Origin of the sequence: Photobacterium kishitanii, from assembly GCF_000613045.3 — a bacterium.
Lineage (GTDB): Bacteria > Pseudomonadota > Gammaproteobacteria > Enterobacterales > Vibrionaceae > Photobacterium > Photobacterium kishitanii.
Map to the genome: position 1 here is coordinate 1,436,262 of NZ_LN794353.1, position 16,977 is coordinate 1,453,238.

13 protein-coding genes and 1 pseudogene are annotated in these 16,977 nt (G+C 33.2%); 9 read left to right on the plus strand and 5 right to left on the minus strand.

Annotated elements, in window-relative coordinates; translation table 11 throughout:
- Positions 1–2,049 precede the first annotated feature (2,049 nt).
- The gene (locus PPBDW_RS22950) at positions 2,050–2,265 is read right to left on the minus strand and encodes a phage integrase (RefSeq protein ID WP_419680105.1); all 216 of its coding nucleotides are present in this window, start codon (positions 2,263–2,265) and stop codon (positions 2,050–2,052) included.
- Positions 2,266–3,003: 738 nt separating this feature from the next.
- Here PPBDW_RS22950 and PPBDW_RS21385 point away from each other — a divergent pair.
- The gene (locus tag PPBDW_RS21385; RefSeq protein WP_036792501.1) at positions 3,004–3,813 is read left to right on the plus strand and encodes a hypothetical protein; all 810 of its coding nucleotides are present in this window, start codon (positions 3,004–3,006) and stop codon (positions 3,811–3,813) included.
- 1,014 nt (positions 3,814–4,827) lie between these two features.
- Entirely contained in the window at positions 4,828–5,976 is a 1,149-nt protein-coding gene (locus tag PPBDW_RS21390; RefSeq protein WP_036792500.1) for an MFS transporter, read from the plus strand.
- Positions 5,977–7,660: 1,684 nt separating this feature from the next.
- Here the strand turns inward: PPBDW_RS21390 and PPBDW_RS22835 are convergent.
- Both PPBDW_RS22835 and PPBDW_RS21395 read right to left on the minus strand, forming a co-directional pair.
- Positions 7,661–7,999, minus strand: a pseudogene (locus tag PPBDW_RS22835) (M14 family metallopeptidase); the annotation flags it as partial.
- A 138-nt stretch (positions 8,000–8,137) separates the two neighbouring features.
- Entirely contained in the window at positions 8,138–9,166 is a 1,029-nt protein-coding gene (locus tag PPBDW_RS21395) for a phage integrase (RefSeq protein WP_036792499.1), read from the minus strand.
- A gap of 364 nt (positions 9,167–9,530) precedes the next feature.
- Here PPBDW_RS21395 and PPBDW_RS21400 point away from each other — a divergent pair, with 364 nt between their 5' ends.
- The 3 genes from PPBDW_RS21400 (at position 9,531) to PPBDW_RS21410 (ending at position 13,718) form a co-directional block, all read left to right on the plus strand.
- Complete coding sequence (locus PPBDW_RS21400) at positions 9,531–9,986, plus strand: hypothetical protein (RefSeq protein ID WP_036792498.1); 456 nt, start codon at positions 9,531–9,533, stop codon at positions 9,984–9,986.
- Between the two features lie 351 nt (positions 9,987–10,337).
- Positions 10,338–11,882, plus strand: a complete 1,545-nt coding sequence (locus PPBDW_RS21405; RefSeq protein ID WP_036792497.1) for a PKD domain-containing protein — start codon at positions 10,338–10,340, stop codon at positions 11,880–11,882.
- A gap of 480 nt (positions 11,883–12,362) precedes the next feature.
- The gene (locus tag PPBDW_RS21410; protein WP_156312919.1) at positions 12,363–13,718 is read left to right on the plus strand and encodes a KAP family NTPase; all 1,356 of its coding nucleotides are present in this window, start codon (positions 12,363–12,365) and stop codon (positions 13,716–13,718) included.
- 90 nt (positions 13,719–13,808) lie between these two features.
- Here PPBDW_RS21410 and PPBDW_RS21415 read toward each other — a convergent pair whose 3' ends face one another.
- Together PPBDW_RS21415 and PPBDW_RS21420 are read right to left on the minus strand one after the other, a co-directional pair.
- Positions 13,809–14,729, minus strand: a complete 921-nt coding sequence (locus PPBDW_RS21415) for a helix-turn-helix domain-containing protein (protein ID WP_054262222.1) — start codon at positions 14,727–14,729, stop codon at positions 13,809–13,811.
- Between the two features lie 51 nt (positions 14,730–14,780).
- Positions 14,781–15,392, minus strand: coding sequence for a helix-turn-helix domain-containing protein (locus PPBDW_RS21420; RefSeq protein WP_082386864.1), 612 nt, complete (start codon positions 15,390–15,392; stop codon positions 14,781–14,783).
- A 91-nt stretch (positions 15,393–15,483) separates the two neighbouring features.
- On the opposite strand from PPBDW_RS21420, the gene PPBDW_RS21425 reads away from it, so the two are divergent.
- The 4 genes from PPBDW_RS21425 to PPBDW_RS21440 all read left to right on the plus strand — a co-directional run bounded on the left by PPBDW_RS21425 (position 15,484) and on the right by PPBDW_RS21440 (position 16,881).
- Positions 15,484–15,696, plus strand: a complete 213-nt coding sequence (locus PPBDW_RS21425) for a hypothetical protein (RefSeq protein WP_036792496.1) — start codon at positions 15,484–15,486, stop codon at positions 15,694–15,696.
- 130 nt (positions 15,697–15,826) lie between these two features.
- On the plus strand, positions 15,827–16,348 hold the full coding sequence (locus PPBDW_RS21430; RefSeq protein ID WP_036792494.1) for a phage regulatory CII family protein: 522 nt from the start codon (positions 15,827–15,829) through the stop codon (positions 16,346–16,348).
- Between the two features lie 12 nt (positions 16,349–16,360).
- A complete protein-coding gene (locus PPBDW_RS21435; protein WP_036792492.1) occupies positions 16,361–16,648 on the plus strand; it encodes a hypothetical protein in 288 nt (95 codons plus the stop codon).
- 5 nt (positions 16,649–16,653) lie between these two features.
- Complete coding sequence (locus tag PPBDW_RS21440) at positions 16,654–16,881, plus strand: hypothetical protein (RefSeq protein ID WP_036792491.1); 228 nt, start codon at positions 16,654–16,656, stop codon at positions 16,879–16,881.
- Positions 16,882–16,977 lie beyond the last annotated feature (96 nt).

Sequence of the window (16,977 nt, forward strand, 5' to 3'; positions counted from 1 at the left end):
GCTTCTTATAGGTGACCTGATGAGAATAACGTATGGCTATGGTAATATAAAAATGACCTAAGATTTCTTTTAACACTAATATATTATTGCCGTTCATCATTAAGTAACTTGCGAATGAATGTGATACTTGTCTTGATAGTAAATTAAAAGTTCATCGTTTTAAGTAGATTCCAATAAGAATTATAATAAGACGAGAATAAAAGATCTGACGTTGGTTTATAGATTTCGTCATACAGTTATTTACTGATAGGTACCGATCTATTTTTACTATTTTTTGTTTTGGTAAAAGTTACTTTGTTTTTGCTTAATTGTCCTACCTTTCAGTTAAGCAGCTTCATTCCAACGTGATCTCGTAGATTGGTAGAGTTTAACTACTTTAATAATGTCAGGCTTTTACTTATGTAGGTAGGCTAAATCTAGCTTACACCTTGCAAGGTTCGTGGTTCCTCGATTCAATTTATCTTCCACAAATGAAATCTCATAAGATAAGTGTTTTTTCTAAAATCTGAAAAGTGTTGACTTGTTAATTGGGAGGCTATGGGTCATTTATCGTTTAAGCATCGATAATCTTCTTTTTGATCAAGATAAGGTTTATCTTCAATTTCCCGCATAGTGAATCGCTCAAAAGCGATAGTTTCACCTTTAGTCGAAAAGCTTTTTTGTATATATCTACCTTTCCATCCTTATGGATAATACTCGTAAAGCCAAGACTTGTTACGACTATCTTTTAGATCTCTAATCGTCATGACAAAACTGATAATATTGTTTTTATACACAGTGTTATTTTTTGAGAAAAAGCAATGTTTGTTTATGATGAATAAAACAGAGTGGTTTGATATTTAGGGAGGCTACGGTCATGTAATTGAAATGGCTGCGACAAAATTACATATCAGCCTAAATTAAGTCTATAAGCCTTAATTTAAGATACTTGTTTTGTAGATGTTAACAATAAAGTGTAATTAATGATTTGTTGATTTTGTTACTGGATATTTCAAAGGTCATTACATTTTATAATCAGGGCGAAAACGTTAAAACTCTAACTTAAGTTAGTTTCTTTAATTGGTTTGTTAAATCCATAATAAGTGAAACTTCAGCCCTTGCGGATAACGATAATGATGTAATTTAGGAATGTTGTTTTTTAGAGAGAAATGACCATTAATGTCATTAAATTGTAACAAATAATAAATAATCTACAGCTAAGTTTTTATTCTAACAGTATATTATTGATAATATTAATTTTAAACTTGGTTGTTGCATGATTGCTTCATATGCGAAATTTACGAAAAGATATCCAATATTTCATTTTAGTATTGTGATTTTGTGTATTTTTATGTTTTTTTGTAGTAGTTATTTACTTTTAGTGGATGAGAATATTTGGGCAATTTTAGGATTAATAACACCACTTCCCTTAATGTTTTTATTTGCTAACGCATCAAAATATAAAAGAAAATATTTACATGGTTAGTTTTTAGGTAGTTCAAATGTCGCTTATCTAGCGGCATTTTTTGTACCTAAACATGATAACTATCGCTTACATGCCACTATTTGAGGTGTTTTTATGTCTGTTAATGGCTTAATAATACGTAATTTTGTGTATTTCCTAATAATGCTTAGTTAGTTTTCAATTGGTCACTAAACATATACTTTTAATAGATGCTGGATATCAATAAATGGATAAGCAAGAGAAAGTAATACAGAGACGGTTAGCTCTTAAAATATCAAAATTAACAAGAGATAAATTTTTACGTCTTTATGCAAAGGTATATTTAACTCTTTAAATAAAATACTTATAAACGTGTTAACGATTAATTGAGGTTAAAATTTACAGTCGCTACTGAGTAAGTATTTTCACTAAAAAGCATGAATATTAGATTTAATTCTCTTGTTTTTTTATTCATATTGGTGAATAAAAAACGGCCCCCTATAAAGGTGGCCGCTGGCTTGGTGCTTATAGATAATCAGTATTAACGAAGATCATCAGTAACAGCAAGCACTGCTGCTAGCGTGTCGTGACCAAAGCCGTTACATTATTTTTTTTATGAAACGGCTTTATATCTTTAAGCGAGTTAGGGAACGCCATTCACCAAGCTCTATAAGTTTATTAAAGACTGAGCGAAGGTAGGCTAAATCAAGATTATACTTTGCAATACTTACCGTTCCTCTATTCCATTTATCTTTAATAAATGAAATCTCACCCGATAAGCGTTTTTTTCTAAAATCTGAAAAGTGTTTACTTGTTAATCGAGAGGCTATTGGGTCATTCATCGCCTTAGTAATAAACTATATATTTCTCACTATTAGAAAGCGTCATGCCATCAGTAAGTTGCCAATATTTAATTAAATCGCTTAAACGTCGATTATCTTCTTTTTGACCAAGCTAAGGTTTATCGTCAATTTCCCGCATAGTGAAACGTTCAAAGCGATAGCTTCTCTTTTAGTGGAAAATTGCTTTCGGATATGTTTACCTTCTCGCCCTTGTGGCTAACACTAGAAAAGCCATGGTTTTTTGCTGTTGTCTTTTTGATTTCGGATTGCCATAACAAAACTAATAATACTTTTTATATTCAGTATTATTTTTTAGGGAAAAAGCAATGTTTGTTTACGAAGAATAAAACATAGGTACGCAGAAGTAGTGGGTTAGGTTATGGATGTGTAACTAAGATACTGTATTTAAAATTATTTACCGTCAAATATTTTAATAAGATACACCTTACGTGCTTCACCATTAAAAATAATTTTCTTATCTTAAAATACTACTATTATTTCGCTCATCAAAAAATGAGAGAAAATTGCAATATTATAATAAGATCAATATCTTACTTAGTGTAACTATAATCCATTAAATGTAGTGGTTTCGTCACTATAAACCATAGTGTGGCATTATAGTGACATAACCTATTGTTTTAATTGATATTTGTTCTTGACTGTATTGTTGAGTATGAGTAGACTTGTGCTTGCTGGCCAGCACAAATTACTTTCTACTCATAAATATGGAATTGTTAGATGAAAATATTAAAAACGCTGGTTTTCTCGATTACGTTAAGTTTTTTCTGGTCGAATTTGTCACTAGCTAGCACAGGATGTTTTAATGGTGAGACTGATGGTTCTCAATGGATTGAACAAACGATTAATCTTAATCCATCAGTGATCATTGATTACAATTCATCTCGATGGAGTGACGTGAAATCATTTAAATTTAATTTCGGTGATAACGAAATTGAAAATCCGCGGTCATTTAGTATCACTGCAACATTAGCCACACCAACAACTGAAAATCAATCCGTATATGGAGTGCTAGAGAACGAAAATGGGGCGAGTGGCGGTTCAGTAAATGCTAATAGAACTGAATTATATATGAATTTGAATAATGACATATATTTCAATAGTTTAAAAACTGGAAAAATTAATTTAGGTTTAGGGCGAACAGGATCTCATGAAAAACTAGAAATCACAAAAATTACAGCTAGTTTTTGTGGCGTAGTGATTGCAAATGGCAATAGCGTCACTGTTGATGCAGCAACCCATAATTTAAGATCGGCAGATGGAGAGGCGCTTGTTCATTATGTCGATGCAGAAACAACCTATCGAGCTGAGATATCAGGATTAGCTACAGATGGGAAGGGCAATACCATCGAATCAATAACGGTGAATTATATTGATCCGCGCAAAAATAAAAATGTGACTCAGACATTAGTAGATAATAACGAGTATTACATTCATAGCGATGGCAAACTTTTTCTTTTTTATACAAATGATAGCGATCGAAATACTGGTGGTCACACAGTAAAATTTAGTCGAGTTAATCTAGATTAAATTTTTAATAAGGCCGCAATTGTGGCCTTATTTAGATCAAACTATCCTATTTTGCACAATGCATTTATTACGTACATTTTGGACGTGACTCATTTCAAATAATTAAGAGAATTGATATTGCAACAGATTTGTCTGGATGAAATAGGGATAAACCGACATTAATTATCGACTTGTTAGAATAAGGCTTATTCATTTGTAAATTAGAGGCACAAGTAGGATGTAATCCTCGTACACTTTAACGAGTTAAAAAGATTGGTTCATTAGTTGGTTTTATAAACCAGTTAATTTTAAGTGGTTTCTCTGGGGTATATCTAAGATTGAGATTATTTAGTAAAGACTTAACCTCAATATTCTGGATAGTGAAACGCTAAAAAGTGATAGTTTCACCTTTGGTAGAACTGCTTGCAGATAACACTTACAAAGCCATGGGTTCTTGTTGTTGTCTTTTAGATTTCTGATTGCCATACTAAAATTGATAACGCTGTATTTATGTACAGTATTATTTTTTAGGGAAAAAGCAATGTTTGTTTCTGATGAATAAAACAAAGGAGGTTTTATTCAGAGGAGACTTTATGGTTATATAATGAAAAAGACCGTCACGGTAGATTGTATTTAACGTTGAATGGAAGATTTAACTCATTAATGAATAACTAGTAGGTTGTAAGTTTGGAAGCTACTAATCAATGAATTAGTTCAACCTAGCGTAAAAGTCATCGAAAAATTTAAATTTATTTTTAAGGGAGGAAATTAATTCTTCCCTCTTTTTTAATGTTTAAAAGTGATAACGAGATCACAAAATTAATACCAAAAAGGTATTAATTTAACTAAAGGTAAATAGACTTTCTCTTACCAGGAGAGTAGCAATACAAGAATATGGTGTGTACAAAAAATTACATCTTTATGATGTGTTTTTTCGCACCTAAATTTCAGCTAAGCAGTTCTATATTAACATTATTCATATTATGTGATCCGATACTCGGTAACCACAATATGCAAAAATTATCAGAATTTTAAATGATATATAAAAATCTTTTTTTCTTGTCTTTAGGAATGTTCGCACTAGGATTCGATGCTTATATTATCGCAGGTTTAATTCCTGAAGTAAGTGCGGATTTTCATACTAGCTATGCAATAACAGGTCAAGCCGTGACCGTATTTACGTTATGCTATGCTATTTCAGCTCCTCTACTAACTGTTTTTTTATCAAAAAAAAATGCAAAGTTTTCACTAATACTAGCTTTAGTAATTTTTAGTCTAGCTAATTTTTTAAGTGCGTTAACAACTGACTTAACTTTTTTCTTCATTTGTAGAGCTTTTGCTGGGGTTGGAGCTGGGCTTTTTGCTCCCATTGCGCTAAGTTCTGCAGCCCAACTCTGTGATACATCAATGCGAGGTAGGGCATTAGGATTTACATTAGGTGGGATGAGTTGTGGAACAGTAATTGGTGTTCCTGTCGGTTTATATTTAAGTCATTTATTTAATTGGGAATTTTCACTGATTCTTGTATCATTAATTGGTTTATTAGCATTAATTGGAATAACATTAAAAATGCCAGTTATTCCGACACTTACACAATCAAGCTTAAAAGAGCGTTTTAATATTTTCAAAAACATTAAAATTACTAATGTTGTGATCGTTACATTTCTGACTGCATTTGCAAGTCTAGGTTTATATACTTACATTGCTCCATTAATTCATTCTTTTAATAGCCACGCATCTCTCATTCCATTTTTATGGTTCTGGGGGCTTGGTGGTCTAGTCGGTAGTTTTGCTATTGGGTATATTATAGATTGGTCAAAAAAACCTAAACACGTATTGGTTTGGGTCTTAATTACTTTGTCTTTCTCTTATTTATTATTATTATTTTCACTAGAATACTCAGTAACGTACCTTGCTATGATTTCAATGTTCCTTTGGGGGGCAATGGGATGGGCTTCAATGGCACCACAGCAACATATTCTTGTGGGGTTGTCATCTAATAATACAAATACAACATTAAGCTTGAATAGCTCACTAAATTATTTAGGTGGCGCTGTGGGCGCAATGTCGGGTGGGTTATTATTAACAACTCAAAATTATGTTTATTTACCACTTGCTGCATATGGTATTACAATCATATCTCTATTACTTCATACGTTATTGACATTAAAAAATAACAGATAGAACACCATCCTGACTATTGTCACTAAATTCCTACTGTCAATAGTCATTAACATCTGTGATCTATCTTTTAATGGTCACTTTACCCACAAAATTGGTGAGTTTTTCTGTATATATAAATACACAAAGCCTTGTATTTTGTTTGTATTAAATTGAGATTTAACTCACGAAAAACGCATTATTTTAGAGATGTTAAAATATTATCCGCAGACGTATATAGTATATGTTATTGATTATATTATAGGTGGAAAGATGATCTAGATGATATTAGAAAAATGGTTGCTAACCAGTCGTATCTTTTTCTCAACCGATTGATTTTGATAAATTAATTTTTGATAGGCTAATTAGGAAGGTCGGTAATTAATATTATACGGATGATTTTAACTCGTAGCCTGAGAGTGTAAGGAATCGTGTGCGTAATTTAAGTAAAGGTCGCTATGGTATTAAACTCACTTTTATTAAAGAAACAAAGAAAATGGCATTAATAGCTGAAAATCTTAAGCAGTTTCGATATAAAAAATTTAAGAATACAACCTGTTTAAGGTGTTTCGCCTTTCTGACGATTATGTACCAATAAAAGTTGATGTAAAATACCGTATAGCGAGGTGGAGTTTTGTGTTTGGACGTTACTCGTATCGATTAACATTAGATGCATACTGTTAAATACAGTAGTTATCGGGACAAATCGTGGTGTAAAAAGTGACAGGGTATTTATATCCTAATACTAGTGTCCCCTTATAGAATAAAAATAAAAATAAAAATAAAAATAAAAATAGAAGTTGATAGTTAATTATGAGTGTGAGTTTTTTAAAAAAAATACCTTTATCGTAAATGATATAGATTGCTTTACTCAAAATATAGGTGTTATTTTACCGAAAATATTCTCTCGAATTTAACGGAGCTAAACTAGATCTTAATGTTTTCATAATTGATGATAAAAACGAATCAGGTGTTAATGCATTGATACCTGTGTCTGAAGTAATTGATGAAAAAAATATTTAGATCATATTGGAGAATCTGTTTTTCCAATTGCATGGGCAGAAGGTGGTAACAATGTAGTTGTCAATTTTGATAAAAATGCGTCTATTTATTTTTGGGATCACGAAGAGCCTGAAAATTAAACCTTGTTAGGAACAGATATTTATGACTTTTATTTAAATTAAAAAAGTTTGATATTGATAGTATCGAATTAAAAGAAGGTCAGTGATATCTGTTTGGGCTGACCAAGATTTTTTGAACAGACTTAAATAACTATATGAATCCATAAATTATATTTCTTGAAGCACGCATTTCTATTCAATAATGATATTACTTATATCTAATAATCACATCAAAGATTAAGTCACATATCACTCATTATCGAGTGTGCATGAAATATTTAACGTTAAATGGCCGTCCATTGAGGCGGTCTTTTATCTGTATAGTGGCTAAGTTAATTTGGTTACTTCGCTACATTTCTGTTTATTCATATTTACTTGATATAGTCCAAGCTCTAACTCATTTCTGTCCATAAATGTGTTGGTGATTAATTGCGGTTAAAATTCACCTGTCGCCACTTGCTAGTTTTAACACTAAAAAAGCCTTAAGTTATCCACTTAAGGCTTTTGTGTTTTTATGCATTATTTTGAATAAAAAAACGGCCACCTAAAAAGGTGGCCGCTGGCTTGGTGCTTATAGAGATTCTGTATTAACGAAGATCATCAGTAACAGCAAGTACTGCAGATGGGGTGTCATGACCAAAGCCAATACTACGCTCTGGAGACTAACCGTATAGGCTATCTGGCTGATTGTTATGATCTTTAAATGGCATTTTAACAGTGTAAGACAAGTAGTTAAATTGCTCACCCACCCAGTTTGATGCCACTGTTAGGTTAGCTTCGCCTGGTTTATCTTTGCCTTCGCCGTGTTCGTCTTGGAATTCTGGCGTTACTGTTAATAGCGCTTGCTTGAATTTATTTTCAAGATTTTCAAGGAGCGCATCGTATGATGGAATACCTTCAGAACCAGCAACGAAGTTAAATGGAAGAAGTTAGAGATTAAAAATAAAATTACATATAAACAATGGGTTAAGTTTTTAATCAATGACTTATATTGCTTGTAAATACGACTTTTTGAGATATTAGGCGACGTTTAATGATGTTCGTCGCCATTCTGTCGCCATTTTTTATAGACTAAATAGGGGGTTTTTAGTGAGTGCTTCTGATAGGTGATCTGGTGAGAAGTGAGCATAACGCATAGTCATTGTAATATCAGAATGACCTAAGATTTCTTTCAGTACCAATATATTACCTCCATTCATCATGAAGTGACTTGCGAACGAATGGCGTAATACATGTGATGCTTGTCCAGATGGTAAATCAAAGTCCATCGTTTTAAGTAGGTTCCAAAACGAATTATAACATGGCGAAAATAAAGCCCCTGACGTTGGTTGATATATTTCGTAATACAGTTCTTTACTGATAGGTACCGATCTATTCTTACCACTTTTTGTTTTGGTAAAGGTCACTTTGTATTTACTTAGTTGACTACCTTTAAGCTGAGCCGCTTCATTCCAACGCGCTCCCGTAGATAGGCATAGTTTAACGACCTTAATAATGTCAGGGTTTTGACGAGTAGCTAGGCTATCTAATAGGATAGTAATTTGTTCTTTTGTGAGAAAAGCCATCACATTATCTTTTTTACGAAACGGCTTTATATCTTTAAGCGGGTTAGGGGAGTGCCATTCACCAAGCTCTATAAGTTTATTAAAGATTGAACGGAGGTAGGCTAAATCTAGATTACACGTTGCAATACTTGCTGTTCCTCTATTCCATTTATCTTCAACAAATGAAATTTCACCAGATAGGCGTTTTTTTCTAAAATCTGAAAAGTGTTTACTTGTTAATCTAGAAGCTATTGGGTCATTCATTGCCTCAGCAATAAGTATTAATAAACTATAGATTTTTTCGCCATTAGAGAGTGTCATGCCATGAGCAAGTTTCCAATATTTAATTAAATCACTTAAACGTCGATTATCTTCTTTTTGACCAAGCCAAGGCTTATCCTCAATCTCCCGCATTGTAAAACGCTCAAAAGCGATAGCTTCTCCTTTAGTGGAGAATCGCTTGCGAATACGTTTACCTTCTCGCCCTTGTGGGTAACACTCACAAAGCCATGGGTTCTTGCTGCTGTCTTTTAGATTTCTGATTGCCATAACAAAATCATTAATACTGTTTTTATATACAGTATTATTTTTTGGGGAAAAATCAATGTTTGTTTATGATGAATAAAACAGAGAAGGTTTGATGCTGAGGGTTGGTTATGGTCATGTAAGGAAAGGTCAGCTACGATGTGCTGTAATTTAACGTTAAATATTTTATGTGTTCTGTGAAATATAAAAGCCCATGGGGCTATATCTGATATGTCTTGTTGTTTAACTCACCGCGACAAAATACACTATAACGATTAAGCACAATAAAGGTCGCGTAATATGGACTTTTGTGACCCATTATTCGAAATTTTAATCCTTACTTACAATTACGAATATGCTCATAATCATAATTAAAGAACTTTATCTTATGTTAGAAAAACAAATATACGCTCTAAATACAGATGACTTAGCACAACATCCTGTCTGGTTTTTTCCAAGGGATGATTCAGTTGAAGATGAGGAGTTTTCAGTACGACCTTGTTGTTTAACAGATGAGGATTTAATGAACTACCAAATAATTGTTAAAACTATTTTTACTGATTGCGAGGGGGAAGAGTACGTGGGATATATATATTGGTCCAATCCTCCAGAAATTGGATATATACAACCTGTATTATTTACCACGAAAGAAGACTGTATTAGTTTTTGGTATGGTATTAGAAAGCCTGATTGGGCTTCTCATGATATAGAACAACAATCGATGCGTTCCCGCTTTCCTATAACCTTTCGTTCAGACGGTTTTGCTAATTTGCTACCGCCTATATTTGGAACATTAGAGGGAATCTATTATTTTGACAAGGATAAAACTATTCAGTACATATAATATTAGTCCGATTCAAAGTGGACTTCATTTTATCTGGGATAGGCTTTTGTAAGATTTATTTATTCCCCCTTTAGTAGATAAGCATTTGCCTTCTCGTCCTTGTGGATAACACTCACAAAACCATGGTTTTTTACTGTTGTTTTTTAGATTTCGGATTGCCATACTGAAACCAATAATACTGTTTTTATATACAGTTTTTTTGGGTAAAAAGCAATGTTTGTTTACGAAGAATAAAACAGAGGAGGTTTGTGTAGATTTAAGTGTAAAATGAGAGGTTACTGACATTATTAATTATTAACTATTAAGTTAATAGTTGCTATTATATGTTACCACCTAATTTATTTGAATTTTATGAAAAAATTTTTACTTTTAACTCTAGTATTACTGACTGCTTGTAATAATTCAGAGGATTATACACCACCTATTCATAAGCTTGATATTAATCAAACAGTAACCGATGAAGAAAATGTTAAATTAGAGCCGACTAATCAGTCAAATATCATTTTCACAAAACATTCATGGGTACAAACGTGTGGTACACAACAACTATTAACAACTCAAAATAAAGAGTCAATATCACTTTCGATTATGGCACCACGTTTAGAAAAAGATGAAAAATATTGTTTTGATTTTAATGGTGTTAATGATAAAGGTGATAAATATATAACAAAGGTAATATTAAATGTAGTTTCTCCATCTTTAGAAGTTTATGTTGATCATGCTTCTCTTCCAGCACTTCAACAATTAATGGATATCATTAAATCTGAAGAGCAAAACCCTACAACACAAAGATATATTTCTTGGTGGAGAATAAATCCTACCGATGAGCAAATGAAAGAGTTAAATATTACTCGTTTTCCATTAATTAATAACCATACATCGTCAGAATTAGTGCAGGCAATTGTTAAACAAGCACAAACAAAGCATAGACTTAATGTTAAACTTAGTTCCAATACTGCTCGTTCATTTTATAATTTGATGCCAATATTAAAAGCATTAAATACGTTCAATAACGTGACAATAACAAATATAGATTTATATGATGATGGCTCTGCTGAGTATGTCGATTTATATAATTGGAGAAATAGCGTAAATAAAATATATAATTTACAATTAGGAAAGGACTCTCTTGAGGATGTCATTTCTGGAGTTACAGACAATTATTCAGGATCAGAAATCGCATCAATTTATAATTGGCAGCAATTATACCCAACTAAGTATCATTTTTTAAGAAAAGATTACTTAACCTTAGAACCATCATTACATGAGTTGCGAGATTATCTTGGTGATAGTTTAAAACAAATGCAATGGGATGGTTTTAAAAAATTTAATAGTAAACAGCAAGAATTATTCTTATCTATTGTTGGTTTTGATAAACAAAAATTACAAAATGAATATAATTCATCTAATTTGCCAAATTTTGTGTTTACAGGAACGACAGTATGGGCAGGAGATCATGAAAAAGAATATTATGCAAATAAACAAATAGATGTTATTGATAATGCAATTAATGAATCGAGCCCATATTATCTTGGTAAAAGTTATGATTTGTTTTTTAAAGGTCATCCTGGAGCCGGTATAATTAATACATTAATCATGCAAAATTTCCCTACAATGATTGATATTCCATCAATAATATCATTTGAAGTTTTGATGATGACAGATATGCTTCCAGATGCTGTGGCAGGTATGGCTAGTTCTTTATATTTCACTATACCTTCTGATAAAATTAAATTTATAGTTTTTACTTCTTCTGACACTATAACTGATCGAGAAACGGCCTTACAAAGTGCATTAGTTCAGGTGATGATAAAATTAGGTATTGTAAAAGAGGAGAACGTTCTCTTCTGGGCCGACTTACCTAATTGTGAAACTGGCATTTGTATTGCTGCCTAATAGGTTGATGCTAGATTTAATTTGATATCTCACAGTTCACGACCATTTGGTCGTGAACTTTTCATATATGATGAAAGCTGCGATTATCAGTAACAATAATCTTGTTTCTATCAATTATTTTATTTGTTTTAAACACCATCAAATTCGATGTCAACAAACTAATCCCTTCTAAATACATATGCTTCATAATTATATGGGAAACGTTAAAACTCTAACTTCTTTAGTCCAAACCAAACCTATTAGTTCAATTTAAGTTAGTTTCTTTAATTGGTTTATTATAGGTGGTTTCTATAGTTATATGGTGTGGGTAAAGCGGGGTAGGAGATGGTTTCGTTTAGGTATACTCAAAAATCATACCAGTATGTTTCTGTTTTATCGCAATTTTCATGCTCTATATTAAATAGAGTGAGTATTGTCAATATAGATTACGTATGTTGGTGATATTATGATTAAACAATCAATAATGGTACACCGAGTAAAATGACTAAAGATAATCAAATTACGTTTAGGTTACGTGATGAATTTAATCGAGAAGATATTGCAATAAAAGTAATTAAATTGCTCCGCTCTGAAATTCAAATTTCTCCGCTCGTGATAGATGGTTCGTGGGGCTTGGGTAAGACAGAGTTTTGTCATAAATTGATCCATTTAATGTGCGAAGAAGATACTCATCATCTTATCTATATTGATGCATTCAAAGCAGATCATGCGAATGAGCCTCTACTTACAGTGTTAGCGAAAGTATTGGAAGTCCTTCCTGATAAAAATGAGAAAAGAGAACTTACTAAAAAAGCGATGCCAGCATTGCGATACAGTCTTAAAGTTGGAGGGAAAGCTTTAGTTTCTCACCTTCTTCGTCAAGACGCTGATTCTGTTATCGAAGGGTTTGAAGATGAGGTTCAGAAGGTAGCTGACAAAGCCATAGATGCATCAGTTGAATCCTTGCTAAAAGATCATATTGAGGCTGAAAAAAATCTGAAGGGGTTGCAAGATGCTTTAAAAATTATTGCGGATAAAAAGCCTATAGTACTGTTTGTCGATGAGCTTGATCGCTGTCGCCCAGATTTTGCTGTATTAATGCTTGAAACAATCAAACATACATTTGATGTGGATGGTGTTCAATTTGTTTTGGTTACAAATACAAATCAACTTAAAGCTTCTATTAATCATTGCTATGGGAATAACATTGATGCTCAGCGTTATTTGGATAAGTTCATAAAATTCACCTTTACTTTACCAAATACAATTAATGAAAATAGTAATAAAACTACTATAGCTGCAGTCCGTCATTACACAAATAGTGTTGCGAGAAGTACAATAATTAAGGATCTTGGTTTAGATAAAGATGCTTGTTTGGGATTAATGAAGCAGGTTATTACTATAAATAATCTTTCGTTGCGTGAAGTAGAGACACTCGTGCGCCATATGGAAATTTATCAGACTGTTTCTGGTGGACTTATTCAGAATACGCATTGGGTATATAAGTTAATGCGACTACTTGGTGTATTGATTACGAGCCTCAAACCTGACTTGGCAAATGCTATATTGTTAAATCAACTGGATGCAAAACGATTAGGCGAGTTTGTAGGAGTAGATAGCCGTCCTAAGTGGGAAGGAGGACATCCCTATCCTGCTCACCATGAAGTTCTGGTTGTAATTTTAGGTATGGAATGTCGTTATAATCAGGCTCAGTTTGTAATAAGTGATCCTGAACAAATAGATCTATGGAATGATTTAATCCATGGATATTTTAATGGTTGTCATTGGCCACCTGAGGAAGGAGAAAGACTTAAAATCGTTCAGGAAACGGTTGAGGCTATTTACCTTTCGAACTAAGTTACTTCTTCACAGTTTTCGATGTACTTTATAACTCTTTTATGTCCATCTATGAGTTAGTCAAACTATCGACTAACTCATTATTGAACATTATTCTTTATCTATAACCATAGCAACACGACCAATCACTTTAATATCTTCTTGTGAAACTTCAATTGAAGATTCCCCAAAACTCATTGCTAGTTTCTTTCCAGGCAAGCGCTGAAGATGGTTAATTGATAGTGAACCATCTATATCGATTAAGTATTTACCTGATGTTGGGTTAGTCTCAAGTGTATTCACAAAATAGAGATTATGATCTTGCTCTACAACAGTTGTTGTTAGTTCTTCCAAGTCATATTTTTTCAGAGTAACTAAATCTAAAGATATATGGCTTTTAGTTTCTAAGCTCCCGTTTGATATTTTTTCTATAGGGAGTGTTTTTATTGAAGAATCTTCTGTTTTCTCAAATGCTTCACCTTGATCGAGCATGAGCCACTTTAACGAGCATCCCGTAGCTAAATGTGTGCGTAATACGACTTCATAAGGGGTCATATTGCGTGTATGCCATGTTGATATTGTCGACTTTGGAACATCAAATACTTCAGCAAGATCTTGAAACTCAGAGACATTAGCTAATACTTTTAATTTTTGGGTTATTAAACGACCACCATCATAAGGAAACTGAGTTATTTTTCTTATTGGTTCATCTTTAATTAATTCAGAAGTTGAAGTGCTGTCTATATTTAAATCAGGGCATGTACCTGAGAGTATTTGCTCTTTATCAAACGGTTCACCCTCACCTAAAGCTAAATATCTTAAAGATGCTCCTGTTGCTAGACATATCCTAACGATAATTTCATGTTGGATCATATCTCGTCGATGCCAAGTCGCTATTGTTGTTCTCGGAACACCAATAAGTTGTGCAAGCTTACTGAGATTAGATGCACCAGTAACTGTTAGTAGTCTAGTGGTGAAATCCTTACCGCCTGTGTAATTAAATGTCTTAATTTCTGGTTGAGATATAGTCATCAAGAGTTACCGTAATTATATGTAATAAAACTATTTCAATATTTTATCTATTTACTCTTTGCATATAGCTAATGCGACACGGCCGAGAACTACAATGTCACTTTCTGAGATTTCAATAGATGAGTCACCAAAACTCATCGCTAATTTTTTACCTGGCAGTCTTTGTAAGTGATTTAGAGAGATAGACCCATCAATATCAATTAGGTAACGACCAGAAGCTGGATTTGTTTCTTGAATATTTATAAATAATAACTCGGCATCATTTTCTATGATTTTGGTGCTTTGAATATCGATGTTGTAGCGCTCTAACAATGTCATATCAAAGTTGAAGTTACAGTTATCTTCAACTAGAACACCATTTTGTAATTTCTCTTGAGAGAACTTTGCTAATCGTGAGTTATCAGCCGAATTAGCTTCAAAAGGCTTTCCTTCATCTAAAAGTAACCAGCGTAATGATAGACCTGTGGCCAAATGAACAATAATTGAGACTTCAAATGGCGTCGTATCTCGTTGCATCCACGTAGAAATAGTACCTTTAGGTATCCCAAGTCTTCGTGCGAGTCCTACATCAGTGGTTTCATTCAGCACTGACTTCAATTTAGCTATATATGATTTTCCACCTGAATAACTAAATCTTCTCAATTGGTCTTGATTGTTAGTCATTTGAGTCCTATAATCTTTGTGTGAGTTACTTTTAGGTCGAGTGAAGTCGATAAGTAACGAATTTAATTATTTAACTTCTTAGGATACCACTATGTTGAATTATCAAATAGCAATACCAGTCCCATTTGTGACAGTTGAACAATATTGCAACCTTACAGGTATGGCAAAAGGCACCGTTATTGATTACATCCGCAAAGGAAAGATCATCATAAAGAAGAAGGAGCTACCGAAAGAAAAGCCTTTAATTAATATGGTCGCAATGCAAAGACTTGCCCAACAAGAAGCTGAGATTAATTTTCCTTAATTTGGCTGTCTTCTTTCATATTGTAGTCGACTGATTTTGACTGCTTTAATTGACTCGGTTGGATGTGTTTATGATTCACTAACCGTTAATTGACTTCATTTGAATTGTTACATATCAAGGAACGATAACAATGTATGCGATTCCTCAGCCCAAACAAGACGCATTTTACAATGCCGCAATTCGTTTCTCTGAACGTGAGAACTTAGAGCAGATTGCAGTTGAATGTGCGTTGAAACCACAAATGCTACGAAACAAGCTGAATCCTAATCAACCGCATCAATTAACTGTGCGGGAGTTGGTAATCATTACCAAGCAAAGCGGGAACAGTGATTTAGTAAATAGCGTGTTGCTTGAGTTGGATTTAACAGCAGTGAAATTGCCATCAATGGGTGAGGGGAAATCACCCGTGATGGCCGCAATGACCATTAATAGTCACGCTGGTGAAATTAGTCGTCACTTAGTTGAAGTAGAAACGATACAGCGTTTAACCAGACGCAAGAAAAACGAAATTGTTAGTAAAGCTCAAGCTGCTATGCGTGAGTTGGTTTTATTAATGAATGATGTAGAGAACCGTTGTCAGGCCAGTACGCCTTTTATGTCGATGTGTACAGATGCAGTGATGAACGGTTTACCTATTCCCGGCTTGGCATAAGGAATTGAAATCATGATGCAGGCCCAGCAATTACAGAATCGAATACCATCAGCCACAGAATCATTGGCAAACATTCATGCATTGTTTGGTAGTGAATCAACAGTAGGACTGATTTATGACCATTTACCTGAAGATTTAAGACGGGCTATTTGCTCTGCAGCTCGATTAACCAAAGCTCATATATCAATGCCACTTGCTGAGATGGATGAAGTATCAAGGGCAAAAATACATAGAGCGGTAAATGCATTGTCTGAAGCATTAAAACCATTGGCTAATCGGCCATTAAAAGATTTTAGGTAATTGAGATGAACTATTTAGCAGTAATTTTAGGTATTGATGGCCGTATTGTTCGTAATTGTGAAACTGCAGAAGTAATGAATTTACAACTGGGTGAGTTTGAGAATCTTGAAATAGCGATTGAATCAGCTAAATCTCAATTGGAATATGAAATAGAACAAAATGGTGTGTTAGTTAAAGGTTCTAATCAAGGTGGATTTTTGATTTGTGATATACAGGAGTTTGCCGAGTTATGATTGAACCAAGGCTAAATAAAATATCCGGGCTTATGTCCGGTTTTTTTACACCTCAAGAAATCAGACAGTATACAAACGCACAGCCAAACTTAATAA